Genomic DNA, 16719 nt, shown 5'->3' with positions numbered 1-16719 from the left:
CCGTTGGCCCTCCCGCGAGCGAAACCGGTATCCCCGCCGGTCGGCTAGCGCCGACAAATGGACTGCGACCGCTGTGGCGCCGACGCGGTGATGCACGCCGCCTACTCCGGCGCCCACCTCTGTGAGCGACACCTCTCCCGGTCCGTCGAGAAGCGGGTGCGACGGCGCATCCGCGAGGACGACCTCATCGGCGCCGACGCGACCCCCGACGACCCCGAGACGTGGGTGATCGGCCTCTCCGGGGGGAAAGACTCGGTCGTCCTCACGGAGATCCTGGCCGAGACGTTCGGCGAGGACCCCCGGATCGAGTTGGTCGCGCTGTCGATCCACGAGGGAATCGAGGGCTACCGCGACGAGTCGCTGGCGGCGAGCGAGGAACTCACCGCCGACCTCGACATCGCCCACGAGGTCGTCGGCTACGAGGAGGAGTTCGGCGTCCGCATGGACGACGTGGTCGAGGACGACCCCGAGAACATGGCGCCGTGTGCCTACTGTGGGGTCTTCCGCCGTGACCTGCTGGAGGACTACGCCGAGCAGTTGGGCGCCGACAAACTACTGACGGGCCACAACCTCGACGACGAGGCCCAGACGGCGCTGATGAACTTCCTCGAGGGCGACGTGAAGCAGGTCGCCAAACACTTCGACGCCTCCATCGGCGGCTTCGAGGACCGGGCCGAGAGCGAGGCGTTCGTCCCACGGGCGAAGCCCCTGCGGGACATCCCCGAGAAGGAGGTGGCGCTGTACGCCCACCTGAACGATCTGCCGGCCCACATCACCGAGTGCCCCCACGCCAGCGAGGCGTATCGGGGCGAGATTCAGGAACTGCTCCTCAAACTGGAGGAGAACCATCCCGGGACGCGACACTCGATCATGGCGGGCTACGAGGAGCTGGCGGAGTTGGCCTCCGACGCCTACGACGACGGCGACGAGGCGACCGCTCTGGGCGAGTGTGAACGCTGTGGCTCGACGACGTCGGGGGACGTCTGCCGGAAGTGCCGGCTGCTGGCGTCGATGGAAGCGGTGTAAGGCTACCCGACGACGGAGTCGGGCGCGACCACCATCACGATCAACAGACAGAGAAACACCGAGACCGCCGCGATCCGGAAGGCGCCGGCCGCGCGCCGTCGGTCCGACGGGAGCGACTCCGCGACCCCGGAGAGCGCGTTCCCGGCCGCCATGACGAGGAGCCACCACGCCGAGGTGTCGGCGTGGGTGTAGCCGTAGAACCCGACGAAGAAGATGGCGCTCACGAACATGACGATCGAGTGGAGGCGCCCGGAGGGTTCGCTGAACACGATCTCGCTGATTCGGGAGGGCATCAGGGGTAGCTCCAGTGGGAGCGGTAAATAGCCGGGGGAGCGCGATTCAGACCCGCCCCACCGTCACCTCGAAGGGTACCACCTCGCGCCGGCGGTAGCGCTCCTCACCCATCGCGGCCACGACCTCTCGGCCCATCTCGCGCCAGCGAGCGCGGAGCTCGTCGTAGTCGACGCCCGCGGCGCGGAGTTCGGTCTCGTGCTCGGCGATCCCGGCACCGCTTGCCTTCCGGGCGGCGTCCTCCAGCGCCGGCTCCGAGTACGGCGGTTCGACAAGCTTCTCGTGCTCGTAGGTACGTCGGTCGATCACGTCGACGCCGGCCGCCTCGAACAGGTCGGGGACACGCTCGCCCATCGCCACGTCGGTCTCGACGCCGTCGAGGTACGCCTCCCGCACCTCCCGCTCCAGTCGTTCCTCAGTGTCGACCGTCGAGGCGACCGCCACGGCGGCGTTGTTCGGCTCGATCGCCGCGACGAGATCCTCCGAGACGCGGGCGAACTCCCGGACGGCTGCGGCGGGGTCGGGGAGATTGATCAACAGCGCCTGACAGACGACGAGGTCGGCGACGCCGTCGCCGAACGGCAGCCGGGTCGCATCACCGCCGACGGTCGGCAGGCCGGTCTCCTCGCTGGCAACCGCGAGCAGCCGCGGGTCGGCGTCGACGCCGATGACCTCGCCGGGGGTTTCGGCCGCGAGCACCCGGGAGAGTTCGCCCGTGCCACAGCCCACGTCCAGCACGCGCTCCCGGTCGTCGAGCGCGAGAGCGTCGAGCGCCGCCGTCGACTCCCACATGCCGCGGCGCGTGTGTTCGAGGTACTCCGGGGTGAACTCCCGCACGGGCGTCGATGGCACCGGATCGTGGAAAAGTGGGTCGGTCAGTCGCGGCGGGCCAGCGCGGCCGCGGCGACGCCGGCGACGGCGATCAGCGCGGCGGGGGTGCCGAAGCCAGGCGCTTCGGCGTCGCTACGCTCGGTCGGGTAGCGCACCCGGACCTGTGCGGAGGACTCGATCGAGTGGGTGTCGCTGGCGGCGAAGGTGGTGAGGTCGTACACCTGCGCGGAGTCGTTGATCGCGTTCAGGCCGACGAAGATCCGGAAGTTCGCTTCGACGGTCTCACCGGGCTCGATGGTGTCCCACGTGAACGTGCGGTTGCTCTCGTGGAACGTCCCGGTGTCGGAGGACGCCGAGACGAAGTTCCAGCCCTGGGGTGTCGTCAGCGAGAGCGAGAGTCCTTCGAGGGGCTGGTCGCCGGTGTGGGTGAGTGTGAACGGGAGGTCGATCCGGCCGCCGGGTTCGGCGGGGACGGTCGGCGACTCGAAGGTCAGCGTGCTCGTCGTGCGGACGGTGAGGTCCATCCGGCCGGCGACGTAGTTCCGTGGCGCACTCACGCCCGCCTCGGAGACGGCGACGACGGTCTCGGCGTCGATCTCGGCGGGGACAGTCAGTTCGTACCCCCCGGAGGCGTTGGTCGTCGTCGCGGCGACGCCGTCGGGCTGTTCGGCGGCGATCTCACGGAGTTCGCTTTCGGTCGCGTTGCCGAGCCGGGCTTCGCTCCCGACCAGCACCGTTGCGTCGGCGACGGCGGTGCCGTTGAGGTAGGAGACGGTACCGCTGAGCGTGGTGTCCGACTGGATCGCCGCCCGATCGGGCGCCGACGCGTCGGCCGGCGCGGCCGCACCCGCGGCGGGCGCGACGAGCAGCGAGAGCAGCGCGACGAGGAGGAGCGGTCGCATAGCGGGTGTTGGGCGTGGAGTCGTAAGTCAGCCTCGGAAGCGGTCTACTCGGGGAGGTAGTCCTTGAGTATCGGGGGGTCGGGGAGGCCGTTCGACGTCGGCCCCCAGCCGAACCGGAAGATGCCGTCCGAATCGAGGAGGTGCTCCAGTTCCGCCGCCGAAAGAGGGTGGCCGAGCCGGTCGTGCGTGCCGGCGAGCCGATGGCCGTCCGGGCCGTTCTCGAAGCGAGCCCACATGACGCGTCCGAGGGGGTCGTGTTCGTCCGTGTCGAGTTCGACCGAGAGCTGGTACTCGTCGGCGCCGCTCCGCTCGACGTGGAAGATCGGGGGGCAGTGCCCGATCGGGCGGCGCGTGACCGAGAGCGTAGGGTCGCCGACGAACCGCGTCTCGTCGGCGCCGGCGAGGCGGGCGCTCGACGCAACGGACCGGCCGACCATCAGATAGGCGGCGAGCGCCCGCGTGGTGTCGTACCGGAGGGACTCGGCCGACAGGCAGGCGACCGACACGGTATCGAACAGCCCCGTGAGCGGCGCGACCGTCGGGCGGTCCCACTGGAACGAGATCGCTCCCGCGGTCCCATCGGGGAGGTCATCGAACGCGAGGACGCCGTCCGAACAGACGAATCCGTCCGCGGAGACGCGGTTGCCGTAGTGGACGTACGCGTACGGCTCGGCCAGCAACGAGCGCAGTTCCGTCCGCGTGACCGATCGACGGTAGGTCGCTGTCGGGACCCCCTCGAGACGGAAGCGGCCCCAATCGGCCCGGGCGAACGAGTCCGGTTCGGGACGGTCCCAGCCGACGAACAGCACCGAGGCGTCACCGGCGGCCTGCTCCTCGTGGCCGGTGGCGCGCTCGCGGGCCGCCGGGGGGAACGCGGCGACATGGGGCGGGGGCGAGAGGTTCGTCGAGATGTCGATCGGTTTGTGCAGCGTCGCGGGGTCCCGAGGGGTGGCGTCCTCGGTGACGTGGACCCTCGAAAGCGTGTTCAGCAGGTACGGCAGCGTCTCGGCGTCGTCGATGGTCGGGTGGAGGGTCCCGACCGCGGGCCAGTCGGGGGCGTACGGGGCGACGGTGTCGACGGAAACCTCCAGGTACTCGAGAAGCTGTCGGTGGACCGGCTCGTCGTAGAGTTCCGGCGGGTAGAACGGGAGTTCGGGCGCGAGTTCCTCGTACTCGTAGCGGGGCAGCGAGTAGTAGCCGCCGATCCGAACGAGACTGTCGAGGACGAGCGCGTGGGCCAGCAGGTCGTCCACCGACTGCTCCAGTTCGGCGCCCGACCCCAGGGCCTCGACGTGCTGGCTGCCGAGTCGCAGCTCCGCACGGTCGGCAGGGACCACCTCCGCGCCGAAGTAGTGTGCTAACGGCGCCACGCGGAGCACGTCCGCCACGTCGAGTGGGACACCGACGGTGACCTCGGTATCGGGGATCGAGAGGCCGTCCGGGATGTGTCGTTCGTCGCCGACCTCGATCCCGGGCGGGTGCCCCCGCAGCGTCGGCCACGACCGCTCCGCCGACCACTCCTTGATCGACGAGCCGAGGTGGGAGACGGCCGTCATCAGGTCCGCGGGGTCGTCCCGGATCGTCATCGTCGCGACCGGCGTCTCGTGGAACGACCGGGCGCCGACGACGACTCGCGTGGGCTCCTCGAAGGTCAGGAGCAGCGAGTCCGGGTTGTTGGGGTCGCCGACGAGGCGCCCCTCGATCGGCCCCTCCTCGACGTAGACGAGGAGCTTCACCGCCGCGGAGACGTCGGCGTAGACGCCGCCGCTGAGTTCGAACGCGCCGTCGACCGAGCCGTAGTGCTCGCCGTCGTCGCTCCGCAGTTGTGCGGAGGTCGCGTTTCGCATCTCGATAGCCGTCGTCTCGAGGCTCACCGCACCGTCGACGGGGACGTCGAACCACGCGCCCGTCGCGGGCGTCGTCGAGGCGCCCTCGTCGACTTCCAGCGAGAGTTCGCCGCCGCCGGCCTCGTCACGGACCGTCAGCACGCCGTCGGCGAGCGAGAAGGAGACGGCTCCGTTGCTCATCGTCGCCTCCCAGTCATACTCGTTGGGAACTGGTAGGGACGTATATACGTTTCTCCGAGAGTGTCAGCTACTCCCGGAGTTCCCGGACGTGTTCGACGTTCCACGCGAAGCTACGGCCGTCCTCCGTCGGGGTTTCGAGCACGAGCGGCACGTCGCGCCACTCGGGGTGGTTGATGATCCGGCCCATCCCCTCGTCGCCGATGTAGCCGTCGCCGATGTGGGCGTGTTCGTCCTTGTTCGTCCCGCACTCGTGTTTGGAGTCGTTGAGGTGGATCGCGTGGAGGTACTCGGTGCCGACCACGTCGTCGAACTCCGCGACGGTCTCGTCGACGGCCTCCGCGGTGGAGAGGTCGTAGCCCGCCGCGAACGTATGGGCGGTGTCGATACAGACGCCGATCTCCTCGTCGGTCTCGTCGATGATCCGCGCGAGGTGTTCGAACTGCCCGCCGAGTTTGGTGCCGCTGCCGGCGTCGCTCTCGATGAGGACCGTCACGTCGTCGGGCACGTCGAGGCTGTCGACGACGCCCGCGGCGTTCTCCAGCCCGCCGTCGACGCCGGCGCCGGTGTGGGCGCCGAGGTGGACGTTGACGTAGTCGATCCCCAGCCGGGCGGCGGCGTCGACCTCCTGTTGCATCGAGTCGCGGCTCTTCTCGCGCAGCCCCTCCTTGGGCGTACAGAGGTTCACGAGGTACGAGGAGTGGATGACCCACGGCCCCGCCAGTTCCTCGGCGGTCTCCTCGCGGAAGCGTGCGGCCTCCTCGTCGGTGATCTCGCCGTGGTCCCAGACCTGTGGGGAGTGGGTGAACACCTGCCCGCAGTTGCCGTCGATCTCGACCTGTCGCTCGACCGCATTGTCGACCCCGCCCGCGATGGAGACGTGAGCGCCGATCCTGAGCATGGTCGGAGTCGGCGAGCGACCGGCAAAAGCTGTTCGCTATCCACGGTCGGGGGAGCCAAAGACCCATGCCGTTCGGCTCCGTAGCGCCGCTAATGTCGCAATCGGACGGGCTCGCTGTGGGGGAGAAAGCTCCTGACTTCGAGGCGACGTTCGTCACCCCCGACGGCGACACCGCCCAGATGCGCTTTTCGCGGCTGCTCGCCGAGCGGCCGATCCTGCTGAACTTCTACACGATGGACTTCAGCCCGGACTGCGTATCCGAATGGTGTTCGTTCCGGGACTTCGAGTGGTTCACGAGCAACGACGACGTGGGCGTCGTCGGCATCAGCAAGTCCGGGCCGACGATGCACCGGCGGTTCATCGACTCGCTGAACCTCAAGTACCCCCTCTACGCCGACACCGACCTGAAGATAAGCGAGGCCTTCGAGGTCGACTACCGCGCGATGGGGCTGTTCCGGCGCGCCCGGCGCTCCTGTTTCCTGATCGATACGGACCGGACGGTCCGGTACAAGTGGCTCGGCGACCACTGGCTCGACCCGACGCGGGACACGCCGCCCGTCGACGAGATCCACCAAGCGATCGTCCGGGAACTCGGCGGCGAGGCCGAGCCGGCGTTCTGACTACCGCTCGGCCTCGCGGTCCCGGATCCACGCGTCGTTCCTGTACTTCGTGTCGGCGATCTCCTCGGCACGCTCCAGTTCGGCCTCGGTCCACGAACCTTCCTCGGCGTCGGCCCAATCCTGTAGCGCACTCTCGACGGCGTCGACGGCCTCGGCGCGGGTAACGTCCACGAGGTCGGTGATCCCCGTCACGCGTTCCTCGAACTGCTCGACGGTCACGTCCGGATCGGCGAACACTGCGAGGTGGGCTTCGGGGCGCGAGTCGTAGGTCAGTGAGCCGTGCTGGATGACGGCCTCCTTCCGGCGGTACTGGGCGTTCCCGGCCAGCTTCCGGCCCGCCCCGCCGTCGCTCACGATGTCGTGGGCCGGGTGGAGCGCGCGGAGGTAGCAGGCGGGGTGATAGATCGACGGGCGCTCGCTCTCGACGAAGTCGGCGTCGACGCCGAGGCGGGCGAAGGCGTCCAGGATCGGCGGGCAGAGTTCGTGGTAGCTCTCGATGAGTTCGCCCGGCAGTTCGTCGGCCGGGGCGGCGATGGAGTAGGCGATGTCGCCCTCGTTGTCGTGGTAGATGCCACCGCCGCCGGTCTGGCGCCGGGTCACGTCAACGCCGGCGGCCTCGCAGTGCTCCCAGTCGACGGTGTCAACGGCCTGCCCGTAGCCCATCGAGAGACAGGAGGGGGCCCAGCGGTAGACCCGGACCGTGCGCGGGCCGCCCGCGGCCGCGGTCTCGGCGGCCACCTCGTCAAGCGCCATCTGCAGCGGGCCGGGGCGGGCCTCCTCGCGGATCAGGCGCCACTCCCGGTCGGCGTGGTCGGTCATGGCCGGCGATGGGCGGGGGAGGCGAAAAGCGGTTCCGGTGGGCCGTCGACGTTTCTCGTGCGGTCGGCGCGAAGCGCGAGCAGAGTGAGAGCGAAGCTCTCACTGGCCGTGCGGGCGACGCATGGGTCGCCCGCACAACGCCTCCGTGCGCGACGCGAGCGCGAGGGAGGAGGGAGCGTCAGCGACCGAGTCGGTTGGGGAGGTTCGTGGCCGGTGCAGTAGGGGCGGGACTGAAAGGGGCCGTTCGCTCGGGGAAGCACGGCGACGCAAGCACGCGACCGACGGGAGCGCGCACAGCGAGCCGCGCGAGCCGAGCGAACGGGGGCTTTCGAGGTGTTGCTGACTCTGTTCACAACAGAACCACCCCAAACACCATCCACGTATAACGCGGCACGCTTTTTCCCACGGACCACCGAGAGCCCGTATGGTCGGCAACGTCGCGAGCGTGATGGCCGAGTTGGAGGACGAGGACTTCTACCTCCTCTCGGGGCTCGAACAGGGGATGCGCTTCTCGGAGTGGGTCAACCGCGGGAAGCTCCCCGACTACGCCGACATGACCGAGGAGGAGGTCGACTATCGGTTGGGTCGCTGTTCGGAACGCGAACTGATCGAGCGCAAGACGATGCAGTACGAGGGGTATCGCCTCACCTTCGAGGGGTACGACTGCCTCGCACTCCGGACGTTCTCCGAGCGCGGGACCATCGAGGGCGTCGGCGCCCCCCTCGGCGTCGGCAAGGAGGGCGACGTCTACGAGGTGCAGTCCTACCGCCCGATGGCGCTGAAGTACCACCGCGAGGGGTACACCGGCTTCCGGAAGATCCACAAGGAGCGTGACTACACCTCCGAGAACGACCACGTCTCGTGGTTCTACACCGCCCGGAAGGCCGCCGAACGGGAACACGAGGTGCTTTCCGAACTCTACCCCGAGGTGTCGGTCCCGCGACCGGTCGACCAGAACCGCCACGCGATCCTGATGGAGAAGTTCGAGGGCGTCGAACTCGAACGCGCCTCGTTCCCCTCCGAACAGGTCGTCGCGGTCTGTGACCTCGTGCTGCGGGAAATGAAGGACGCCTACGAGGCGGGCTACGTCCACTGCGACATGAGCCAGCACAACGTCGCCGTCGCCGAGAGCGGCGTCACCGTCTTCGACTGGCCCCAGGCGGTCCCGACCGACCACGAGAACGCCGACGACCTGCTGGCCCGCGACGTGGAGAACGTCGTGAGCTTCTTCCAGCGGAAGTACCCCGGGGAGATGCCCGACAGCGTCGACTACCGGGGCCTGAGCGAGTCGATAGCGGACGGGAGCTTCGAGACTGTCGCGGCGTTCGAAGACGAACCGCCTCAGTAGATACTGCCGCCCTCTTCGTCGTCGCCGCCCGGCGGCTCGCTCCAGTCGGCCGTCCCGTCGGGGATGCCGCCGCGTTCCAGGATCGTTCCAGCGGCGCCGACGGCCACGTCCCGAGCGCCGCCCTCGTCGCCGGCAGGAACGGCTGCCACGTCCCGGAGCGTGCGGTCGTTGTCGGTGGTGACGGTGACCCAGCCGTCCGGTGCGCGGCGGTAGACGCCGCCGCCGGTGCCGACGGCGACGGTCCGACCGACCGCCGCCGAGACGGCCGTCAAGGTGGGTTGGCCGAACGGAAACGAGAAGGAGTCGCCGTCCGCGTATCGGTAGCCCTCGCCCGGCGCGCGGATCGCGGTGATCGCCTCGCCGTCGGCGCCCACGTCACCAGAAGTCGCCGATTTCTGGTTGCCCGCAGCGCTCTGCGCTGCGACGTCGACGAACTCGTCGGGCTGGAACTGGACGGTGGTCCACTGCTCGCGGTCCTCGGTGACGAACAGCCGGCCGCCGCGGGAGAGCACCACCAGCCGGCCGTCGTCGAGCGCCTCCAGCCCCGCGAGCCCCGTGGCGAGGGTGGGCGGCCGGACGAACTCGCCGACCTCCAGCGAGCGGTCGACGATTGAGAGTCGGAGGACGGCGCCCTCGTCGGTCGCGAGGTAGACCGTCTCCTCGTTGGCGGCGCCGGTCACGGCGACGGCCTGCCAGTCGGCGTCGATCCCGTCCACGTTCGAGAAGTCCCGTTTGACGGCGCCGGCCACGTCGTACGTGCCGACGGCGCCGCTCTCGCCGGCGAACCAGACGCGGGCGCCCTCGCCGGTGGCGGCGACGGCCGCGAGGGTGCGCGAGTTCCCGGCGGGGCCGTGTTCGATGATCGGCTGCCAGCCCTCGCCGTTGGGCCGGCCGAACACGACGCCGCTCTCGCCGACGGCGACGGCGCCGGAGCCGAACACCGTCACGCCGTAGAGCGTGTTCCGCGCCGGCGTCTCGACGGTCTGCCACGCCGGCGGTTCGCGCGGAGTCATACGCGAGTAACCCATGCAACGGCAATAAATGCAGGCACGGCGGCGACCGTTGGCGCTCACGGGCGGGCGACAGCAGCCGTGCCGGGATGGCCGAACGTTTCAACCCCGATCCGGTAGCGGGGGTACGTGCACTCTCGCTACCGGAACGCGCTCGGCTTCCTCTCGCTCGCGTCGCTGTTCGGTATCTCCTTCGTCGCCATCAAGACCGGGCTCGGCGCGCTGCCGCCGCTGTTCTTCGCCGGCCTGCGTTTCGACGTGGCGGCGCCGCTCCTGCTGGGCTACGCGGCGATCCGTCACGACGACTGGCTGCCCGGGAACCGCGCCGACTACGCCGGCATCGCCGCCGGCGCGGTCGCGCTGATCGCGCTCAACAACGGCCTGCTCTTCCTCGGACAGGGCTACACCACGCCCGCGGCGGCGTCGGTGATGTACGGGCTGAACCCGATCCTCGCGCCGGTGATCGCGGTGCCCGTGTTGGGCCAGCGGATCGGCCTGCGCGACGCCGCCGGGGTCGGCCTCGGCCTGGTCGGCGTGATCGTGATCGTCCAGCCGGGCCCCGAAACGTTCGCCGGCGGCGCGGCGCTCGGCCAGCTCTACGTTCTCTGTGCGGCCGTCGCCATCGCCGCCGGCAGCGTCCTGCTGCGCCGGATCGGCGCGTCGATGAACAGCGTCGCGCTCACGGGCTGGTCGATGGCCGGCGGCGCGCTGTTGCTCCACCTCGCGAGCGTCGCGGTCGGGGAGCATCCCGCCGGCCCGGTCACCGGAGAGGTGGTCGCGGCGGTGCTCGTTCTCGGCCTGCCGTCGACTGCGCTGGCTTACCCCATCTACTTCGCCCTGATCGGGAAGGTCGGGCCGGTCCGGACCAACCTCGTTGCCTACGTCGTCCCGATCGTCGCCGCAATCACGGGCTACCTCGTCCTCCAGCAGCCGATCACGGCGACGACCGTGATCGGTTTCTTCGTCGTGCTCGCGGGCGTGGCGCTGCTCGAACGTGACGTGGTCCGGGAGGAGGTCGCACGGCTCCGGGCTTAGCCGACGAGCGTGAAAGCCGCAAAGCCCACCGCGAAGGCGCCGACGAACGAGCCGACCCAGCCGACCGCCGTCCAGCCGAGTTTCCGCTCGCTCACGCTGGCCATGCCGGCGACGTAGCCCGACCCGGAGATGGCCGAGACGATGGCTTGCGTGAAGGAGATCGGGATGCCGAACAGCACCGCCCCCTGTGTGAGCACGAACGCCGGCAGCAGCGCCGCAATCGACCGGTAGGTGCCGAGGTCGGCGTACTCCGTCCCCATCGCGCGGATCATCCGCGGCGCGCCGGTCCACGTCCCGGCGACGAGGCCGAGGCCGCCGCCGGCCAGCACCCACCGCAGCGGGATCGAGCCGTCGAGCAGCGGCAACAGCGGGCCGATGGCGAACGCGACCTGCGAACCGCCCGCCGAGAACGCCACCAGACAGCCCAGCGCGATCAGGAAGCGGTCCTCGGAGCGCTCGGGGTGGTGGGTCGAGTCGTACCGGACGAGCGCCGCGAGGGCCAGCGCGAGGCCGACAGTGAGGAGGACACCGCCTGAGACCGGCGAGCCGGCGGGCGTCGGCGCCACCGCGGCCATCGACGCCCCGCCGTCGCCGAGGAATCCGAGCCGGAGATGTGGGAGGAGGGCGCCGAGCACCGCCGACAGCACGGGCAGTGAGTTCGGCTCCTCGAAGTGCCAGAGCGCCTCGGCGGTGAGGTAGGCGATCAGGCCGACCGCGAACGGGGCGAGCGTCCACGTCAGCAGGATGGTCCGATAGACCTCCCAGTTGACGGCCCCGCCGAGGGCGACGCCGGCGCCCGTGACCGCGCCGGAGACGCTGAACGCCGTCGAGATGGGGTAGCCCGTGACCACGCCGAAGGCGACGAACGTCCCGGCGGTCGCCAGCGAGAGGAACCCCAGCAGCGGCGTCGGGGAGACGCCGTCGACGAGCCCCGTGCCGACGGTTTCGGTGATGGCGCCGCCCTGCAACACCGCGCCGACGAAGGAGATGATCCCCGCGAGGACGACGGCGTGGAAGATGGTGATGGAGTCGGCACCCACCGCGGGGGCAAAGGGCGTCGATCCCGAGGAGCCGGCGCCGATGGCCCACGCGACGAACAGGCTCACGAGGCCGGCGCCGACGAGAATGGGGAGCGATGCGGGCATACGGCAGTTGTCCCGCCAACACAGTAGCGACGCATAAAGCACGCACCCGGGGGCGGTTTCGTCGCACAGCATCGCGCGGCAGCCGGGACCACTGCCGTCAGGCCTACGGTACGCGCGGCCGAACACGGGCTATGGAGATCACCGACCACGTCTACAGCCTGCCCGTCACCATCGACTTCGGCGGCGCCGAGCGGACGTTCACCCCGACTGCCGTCGAGACCGAGACCGGCTTGATCCTCTTCGACACGACGCTGCCGGGCCACGCCGACGCGTTGGAGGACGCGCTGGCCGAGCACGGGTTCGGCTTCGACGACGTGCGGTTCGTCGTCCTGACCCACCACGACGGCGACCACGCGGGCGCGCTCTCGGCCGTGCAGGAGCACACGAACGCCGCGACGTTCGTCCACTGGGCCGAAGCGCCCTACGTCGACGGCCGAGAGTTCCCGATCAAGGCCGAGGACGAACGCTACCCGCCGGCGCGTGTCGACGTGGAGGTGCTCGACGGCGTCGGCTTCAGCACGCTCGCCGGCCCGCTCGAACTGGTCGAGACGTTCGGCCACGCGCCCGGCCACTCGTCGTTCCACCTCCCCGAGGCGGACCTGCTGATCGCCGGCGACGCCCTGACTGCCGACGAGGAGGGGCTGCAGGGCCCCGCCGCACAGCACACCCCGGAGATGGAGCGGGCGATGGAGTCCGTCGCGATGCTCGGCGAACTCGACTTCGACCGGACGATCTGTTTCCACGGCGGCTTCGTCGAGGAGGGGAGCGAACGGGTCCGTGAGATCGCGGCCACGGAGTGAGGCCGCGGCACAGGGAGCATCGACGTCCCGTCTGGCACCGATTTTTACCCCCGCCGCTGCAACGCCGAGCCATGACCGAGGCGCCGCCCGACAACCCCTACGTCCGCGACCCCGACACGGAGTTCGTCCCGACGGGGGAGCTGACCGAGGCCGAGGCCCGCGAGCAGGCCGACCGGCTCCGCGAGGCGATCCGCTATCACGACTACCGCTACTACGTCGAGAGCGATCCCGTGATCGCCGACCGGACCTACGACGACCTGTTCGGCCGGCTGCAGGAGTTAGAGGACGCCTTCGACCTCGATACCGATGGCTCGCCCACCCGACGCGTCGGCGGCGAGCCGGTCGACGAACTCGAAGCCGTTGAGCTGATCGTGCCGCTGCTGTCGCTCGACTCCTCGGGCGACGCCGACGACGTGCGGGGGTTCGACGAGCGGGTCCGGCGGGAGGTCGGTGAGGACGTGCAGTACGTCTGTGAGCCGAAGTTCGACGGGCTGTCGATCGAGATCGTCTACCTCGACGGCCGCTACGAGCGCGCGGCCACGCGGGGCGACGGCGAGGTCGGTGACGACGTGACCGAGAACGTCCGGACGATCAGTTCGGTTCCCCAGCGACTGCGGGGTGACCCGCCGGCCGTGCTCGTCGTTCGCGGCGAGATCCACATGCCGATGCGGGCGTTTCAGGCCCACAACGCCGACCGCGTCGAGCAGGGGAAGGACCCGTTCGCGAACCCTCGGAACGCCGCCGCGGGGAGCCTGCGGCAGTTGGACCCGTCGGTGACCGCCGAGCGCCCGCTCGACTGCTTCTTCTACGACGTGCTCTGGGCGAGCGAGGAGTCGGCGCCACTCGGGGAGATCGGTCCCGACGACGACGGAGCCTCCACCGGCGCAGACGGCGTCGCCGGCCTCGACAGCCACTGGGCCGAACACCGGGCACTGCCCGAGTGGGGCCTGCAGGTCAACGATCGGCACGAACTGGTCGACGACATCGAGGACGCGCTCGCGTTCCGGGACGACCTGATGGCCGAGCGCGACACGCTCGACTACGAGATCGACGGGACGGTGCTGAAGGTCAACGACCGCGCGCAGTGCCGGCGGCTGGGGACGACCTCGCGACACTACCGCTGGGCGTACGCCTACAAGTTCCCCGCCCGAAAGGAGGAGACCCGGATCGCCGACATCGTCGTCCAAGTGGGCCGGACCGGCCGGCTCACCCCGGTAGCGCTACTCGATCCCGTCGACGTGGGCGGCGTGACAGTCTCGCGGGCGAGCCTCCACAACCAGTCTGAGATCGCCGACCTCGGCGTCGGCGTCGGCGACGTGGTCCGGGTCGAGCGCGCGGGCGACGTGATCCCGTACGTCTCGGAAGTCGTCGAGGACCACTCCGAGGGCTACTTCGAACTGCCCGAGACGTGTCCGGTCTGTGGGAGCGAGGTGGAGCGGGACGGGCCGTTGCAGTTCTGTACTGGCGGGCTCTCCTGTCCGGCGCAGTTGAAACGGGCCGTCGAACACTACGGCAGCGACAGCGGCCTCGACATCGAGGGGCTGGGCGAGGAGGCCGCCGGCCAGTTGGTCGACGCGGGGCTGATCGAGAACTCCGTCGCCGACCTCTACCGAATCGACGCCGAAGGGCTCGCCGAACTGGAGGGCTGGGGCGAACGCAGCGCCGAGAAACTGATCGACGAGATCGAGGCGACGAAGTCGCCGTCGCTCGGCGCGTTCCTCTCGGCGCTGGGGATCCCCGAGGTCGGGCCGACAATGGCGACTGACCTCGCGGCGGCGTTCGGGAGCCTCGACGCCCTGCTCGACCTCGCCGACGCCGACGACGCCGAGGCCGAGATCCGTGGGGTCGAGGGGTTCGGCCCGACGGTCGCCTCCCACGTCGCGGAGTTCTTCCGGAACGAGCGCAACCGCCGGGTGATCGAACGGCTGTGCGAGGCCGGCGTCGACCCTGAACCGCCCGCGGCGACGAACGCCGGCGACGAACTCGACGGGCTGACGTTCGTGTTCACCGGATCGCTCGCGGTCACGCGCGACGACGCCGAGTCGCTGGTCGAGGCCCACGGCGCGAACGCGACAGGCTCGGTGTCGAGCAACACCGATTACCTCGTCGCCGGCGAGAACCCGGGGGCGACCAAGCGAGAAGACGCCGACGACGAGGGGGTTCCGGTCCTCGACGAGGGGGAGTTCGCGTCGCTGTTGGCCGACCGCGGGATCGAGTACCCGCCCGCGACGTGAAGCCGGCCGGCGACGCACGGAATCACAACCACCTTAACCCGGGGAATCGATAGCCCCGATATGGCTGTGAACACGACCGCGCTGGGGCTCGCCGTCCTTCTCAGCGGGACGCTGGCGGCGCTCCACTTCGTCCGCGGGCAGGAGTGGGAGGCCGCTCCGGACATCTCCGAGGAGGTGCTCGAACGCCGGGCCGCGAGCGTGCCCGAGACGGAGTTCCCCGAGCCGTACAACCGATCGATCGGCGGTGGCGGCGCGCCCGCTGCCGCGGTCGGCGGCGAAGCGGGCGAGGAAGGCGAACTCGAAGGCGAGGGTGAGACCGGCTCCGGCCCGGGCGATATCCCGGAGGACGAGGTCGAGTACTTCGAGGTCGAGTTCGTCAAGCAGGGCGAGACGATCGAACTGCCGAACAACGAGACGATCCTCGACGCGGGCGAGGAGGAAGGGTTCGACCTCCCCTACGCCTGCCGACAGGGCCAGTGTGTCTCCTGTGCGGGCCACATCACGGACGGCCCGAGCGAGGACTTCGTTGAGCACGACAACCAGGAGATGCTCTCGGAGGACGAACTCGACGACGGCTACACGCTGACCTGCGTCGCCTACCCGCGTGCGGAGTTCACGCTGGAGACGGGCGAGGCGCCCTGACCGCGCGGCTTCCGTTCTTTTTCCAACGTTTCCCCCACTCCCCGTGAGCGGCTGTTGCGGCGCGACGTGCCGACAGAGCCTTTCGGCGCCGCCCACCAGCGAACGCATGGACGTACACGGCCACGAGGTCCGCGGCGTGGGCGTCGGCCCGGAGACCCGCTGTGGGCACTACGACAGCGACCTGGACGTGATCGCGATCCGCTTTCCCTGCTGTGGGACGTTCTACCCGTGCTACGAGTGTCACCGCGCGGTCGCCGACCACGAGGCCGAACGGTGGGGCGCCACCACGGGCGGATCGGCGGCCGACAGCCACCGGGATGGCGAAGACGGCGGCGCCGGGGACGGATCAACGACTGATGGCCCGAGCGACGACGACGGCGACGCCACCGCAGACGGCACGGACGCCGACGCGGTGCTGTGTGGGGTCTGTGGCTCGGTGCTAACGGTGGCGGAGTACGTGGCCTGCGAGGATAGGTGCCCGGACTGTGGGGCGGGGTTCAACCCCGGCTGTCGGACCCACTACGACCGCTACTTCGTCGAAGAGCTGTTCGGAGACGGGAGCTGAGGCCGACTCAGTACCGCGAGGGCATGTAGCCGATCCCCATCAGGAGGATCGCAACGATGCCGCTGAGGATCGTGACGCCCCAGAGCCCGTTGGTGTGGGTGTTGTACTGTTCGGTGTCGAAGGTGTACTGGTTCAGCACCAGGGTGTTCGCCGAGAGGGTGACCTCCTCGCCCGACTCGAAGTGGGCGAAGAACTCCTCGTCACCGAGAGTGGTCCGGGTGTGTTGGTTGAGCGTCGTGCTCTGTGTCCCGTCATCGGTCTGCCACTCGATCACTGCCTCGTAGGTGGTCTCGCCGCCCTCGCCGGACTCGGACGCCTCAACGGTCGTCACGGTGTAGGTCTGGCCGTCGAAGTTGAACCTGTCCCCTTCTTGGAACGTGTTGTCGTCCTCGAGTGTCAGTTCCGGCGCCTCGGCGGTGAGGACGAGTCCGAGCGACAGCGCCCCGACGACGAGGAAGAGGGCGGCGGCGACTGCCACAGCGCGTCGTTGCATGCCCGATGGTGGTAGACCCGGCGTAAAAACGGT

The 16719-nt window shown here is 69.7% G+C and carries 17 protein-coding genes; 8 read left to right on the top strand and 9 right to left on the bottom strand.

Annotation, left to right across the window (positions count from 1 at the left end; genetic code table 11):
- The first annotated feature begins 57 nt into the window (after positions 1 to 57).
- Positions 58 to 1026 carry a tRNA 2-thiolation protein NcsA gene (gene ncsA, locus NO998_RS00170; RefSeq protein WP_267644963.1) on the top strand — a complete coding sequence of 323 codons (969 nt, stop codon included), beginning with the start codon at positions 58 to 60 and terminating at the stop codon, positions 1024 to 1026.
- 2 nt (positions 1027 to 1028) lie between these two features.
- Here the strand turns inward: ncsA and NO998_RS00165 are convergent, their stop codons facing one another.
- The 5 genes from NO998_RS00165 to NO998_RS00145 form a co-directional block, all read right to left on the bottom strand.
- Entirely contained in the window at positions 1029 to 1319 is a 291-nt protein-coding gene (locus NO998_RS00165; protein WP_267644962.1) for a DUF8011 family protein, read from the bottom strand.
- 46 nt (positions 1320 to 1365) lie between these two features.
- The gene (locus tag NO998_RS00160; RefSeq protein ID WP_267644961.1) at positions 1366 to 2154 is read right to left on the bottom strand and encodes a class I SAM-dependent methyltransferase; all 789 of its coding nucleotides are present in this window, start codon (positions 2152 to 2154) and stop codon (positions 1366 to 1368) included.
- Between the two features lie 38 nt (positions 2155 to 2192).
- Complete coding sequence (locus tag NO998_RS00155) at positions 2193 to 3050, bottom strand: NEW3 domain-containing protein (RefSeq protein WP_267644960.1); 858 nt, start codon at positions 3048 to 3050, stop codon at positions 2193 to 2195.
- Positions 3051 to 3094: 44 nt separating this feature from the next.
- Positions 3095 to 5077 carry a hypothetical protein gene (locus tag NO998_RS00150; RefSeq protein WP_267644959.1) on the bottom strand — a complete coding sequence of 661 codons (1983 nt, stop codon included), beginning with the start codon at positions 5075 to 5077 and terminating at the stop codon, positions 3095 to 3097.
- A gap of 67 nt (positions 5078 to 5144) precedes the next feature.
- A complete protein-coding gene (locus NO998_RS00145) occupies positions 5145 to 5975 on the bottom strand; it encodes a deoxyribonuclease IV (RefSeq protein WP_267644958.1) in 831 nt (276 codons plus the stop codon).
- 92 nt (positions 5976 to 6067) lie between these two features.
- On the opposite strand from NO998_RS00145, the gene NO998_RS00140 reads away from it, so the two are divergent.
- Positions 6068 to 6595, top strand: coding sequence for a redoxin domain-containing protein (locus tag NO998_RS00140; protein ID WP_267644957.1), 528 nt, complete (start codon positions 6068 to 6070; stop codon positions 6593 to 6595).
- Here the strand turns inward: NO998_RS00140 and NO998_RS00135 are convergent, their stop codons facing one another.
- Positions 6596 to 7414, bottom strand: a complete 819-nt coding sequence (locus NO998_RS00135) for a lipoate--protein ligase family protein (RefSeq protein ID WP_267644956.1) — start codon at positions 7412 to 7414, stop codon at positions 6596 to 6598. It abuts the gene before it with no gap.
- Between the two features lie 424 nt (positions 7415 to 7838).
- On the opposite strand from NO998_RS00135, the gene NO998_RS00130 reads away from it, so the two are divergent.
- Positions 7839 to 8762: a serine/threonine-protein kinase RIO2 gene (locus NO998_RS00130; protein WP_267644955.1), complete on the top strand. Its 924-nt coding sequence runs from the start codon at positions 7839 to 7841 to the stop codon at positions 8760 to 8762.
- Here NO998_RS00130 and NO998_RS00125 read toward each other — a convergent pair.
- The gene (locus NO998_RS00125) at positions 8756 to 9775 is read right to left on the bottom strand and encodes a hypothetical protein (protein ID WP_267644954.1); all 1020 of its coding nucleotides are present in this window, start codon (positions 9773 to 9775) and stop codon (positions 8756 to 8758) included. The two genes, NO998_RS00130 and NO998_RS00125, sit on opposite strands and share 7 nt — an antisense overlap.
- A gap of 126 nt (positions 9776 to 9901) precedes the next feature.
- Here NO998_RS00125 and NO998_RS15760 point away from each other — a divergent pair, with 126 nt between their 5' ends.
- Positions 9902 to 10807, top strand: a complete 906-nt coding sequence (locus tag NO998_RS15760) for a DMT family transporter (protein ID WP_267644953.1) — start codon at positions 9902 to 9904, stop codon at positions 10805 to 10807.
- Here the strand turns inward: NO998_RS15760 and NO998_RS00115 are convergent.
- Positions 10804 to 11952 carry an inorganic phosphate transporter gene (locus NO998_RS00115; RefSeq protein WP_267644952.1) on the bottom strand — a complete coding sequence of 383 codons (1149 nt, stop codon included), beginning with the start codon at positions 11950 to 11952 and terminating at the stop codon, positions 10804 to 10806. The genes NO998_RS15760 and NO998_RS00115 overlap by 4 nt on opposite strands.
- Positions 11953 to 12083: 131 nt before the next feature.
- On the opposite strand from NO998_RS00115, the gene NO998_RS00110 reads away from it, so the two are divergent.
- The 4 genes from NO998_RS00110 to NO998_RS00095 all read left to right on the top strand — a co-directional run bounded on the left by NO998_RS00110 (position 12084) and on the right by NO998_RS00095 (position 16193).
- The gene (locus tag NO998_RS00110; protein WP_267644951.1) at positions 12084 to 12752 is read left to right on the top strand and encodes an MBL fold metallo-hydrolase; all 669 of its coding nucleotides are present in this window, start codon (positions 12084 to 12086) and stop codon (positions 12750 to 12752) included.
- A 71-nt stretch (positions 12753 to 12823) separates the two neighbouring features.
- On the top strand, positions 12824 to 14986 hold the full coding sequence (gene ligA / locus NO998_RS00105) for an NAD-dependent DNA ligase LigA (protein WP_267644950.1): 2163 nt from the start codon (positions 12824 to 12826) through the stop codon (positions 14984 to 14986).
- 60 nt (positions 14987 to 15046) lie between these two features.
- Entirely contained in the window at positions 15047 to 15628 is a 582-nt protein-coding gene (locus NO998_RS00100) for a 2Fe-2S iron-sulfur cluster-binding protein (RefSeq protein ID WP_267644949.1), read from the top strand.
- 106 nt (positions 15629 to 15734) lie between these two features.
- The gene (locus NO998_RS00095) at positions 15735 to 16193 is read left to right on the top strand and encodes a CHY zinc finger protein (RefSeq protein ID WP_267644948.1); all 459 of its coding nucleotides are present in this window, start codon (positions 15735 to 15737) and stop codon (positions 16191 to 16193) included.
- A 7-nt stretch (positions 16194 to 16200) separates the two neighbouring features.
- On the opposite strand, the gene NO998_RS00090 is transcribed toward NO998_RS00095, so the two are convergent.
- On the bottom strand, positions 16201 to 16686 hold the full coding sequence (locus NO998_RS00090) for a DUF3592 domain-containing protein (protein ID WP_267644947.1): 486 nt from the start codon (positions 16684 to 16686) through the stop codon (positions 16201 to 16203).
- Positions 16687 to 16719 lie beyond the last annotated feature (33 nt).

Origin of the sequence: Halolamina litorea (genome assembly GCF_026616205.1) — an archaeon.
In the GTDB taxonomy this organism is placed as follows: Archaea; Halobacteriota; Halobacteria; order Halobacteriales; family Haloferacaceae; genus Halolamina; species Halolamina litorea.
The sequence above is the reverse complement of the archived record's forward strand: the minus strand, read 5'-3'. Positions and strand labels throughout refer to the sequence as shown.

Bases quoted from the DNA above. Each gene is read 5' to 3' on its own strand.
- NO998_RS00110 (WP_267644951.1), top strand. From the start codon at position 12,084: ATGGAGATCACCGACCACGTCTACAGCCTGCCCGTCACCATCGACTTC.
- NO998_RS00100 (WP_267644949.1), top strand. From the start codon at position 15,047: ATGGCTGTGAACACGACCGCGCTGGGGCTCGCCGTCCTTCTCAGCGGG.
- NO998_RS00165 (WP_267644962.1), bottom strand. From the start codon at position 1,319: ATGCCCTCCCGAATCAGCGAGATCGTGTTCAGCGAACCCTCCGGGCGC.
- NO998_RS00135 (WP_267644956.1), bottom strand. From the start codon at position 7,414: ATGACCGACCACGCCGACCGGGAGTGGCGCCTGATCCGCGAGGAGGCC.
- NO998_RS00130 (WP_267644955.1), top strand. From the start codon at position 7,839: ATGGTCGGCAACGTCGCGAGCGTGATGGCCGAGTTGGAGGACGAGGAC.
- NO998_RS00125 (WP_267644954.1), bottom strand. From the start codon at position 9,775: ATGACTCCGCGCGAACCGCCGGCGTGGCAGACCGTCGAGACGCCGGCG.
- NO998_RS00145 (WP_267644958.1), bottom strand. From the start codon at position 5,975: ATGCTCAGGATCGGCGCTCACGTCTCCATCGCGGGCGGGGTCGACAAT.
- NO998_RS00155 (WP_267644960.1), bottom strand. From the start codon at position 3,050: ATGCGACCGCTCCTCCTCGTCGCGCTGCTCTCGCTGCTCGTCGCGCCC.
- NO998_RS00115 (WP_267644952.1), bottom strand. From the start codon at position 11,952: ATGCCCGCATCGCTCCCCATTCTCGTCGGCGCCGGCCTCGTGAGCCTG.
- ncsA (WP_267644963.1), top strand. From the start codon at position 58: ATGGACTGCGACCGCTGTGGCGCCGACGCGGTGATGCACGCCGCCTAC.
- NO998_RS00150 (WP_267644959.1), bottom strand. From the start codon at position 5,077: ATGAGCAACGGAGCCGTCTCCTTCTCGCTCGCCGACGGCGTGCTGACG.
- ligA (WP_267644950.1), top strand. From the start codon at position 12,824: ATGACCGAGGCGCCGCCCGACAACCCCTACGTCCGCGACCCCGACACG.
- NO998_RS00140 (WP_267644957.1), top strand. From the start codon at position 6,068: ATGTCGCAATCGGACGGGCTCGCTGTGGGGGAGAAAGCTCCTGACTTC.
- NO998_RS00095 (WP_267644948.1), top strand. From the start codon at position 15,735: ATGGACGTACACGGCCACGAGGTCCGCGGCGTGGGCGTCGGCCCGGAG.
- NO998_RS00090 (WP_267644947.1), bottom strand. From the start codon at position 16,686: ATGCAACGACGCGCTGTGGCAGTCGCCGCCGCCCTCTTCCTCGTCGTC.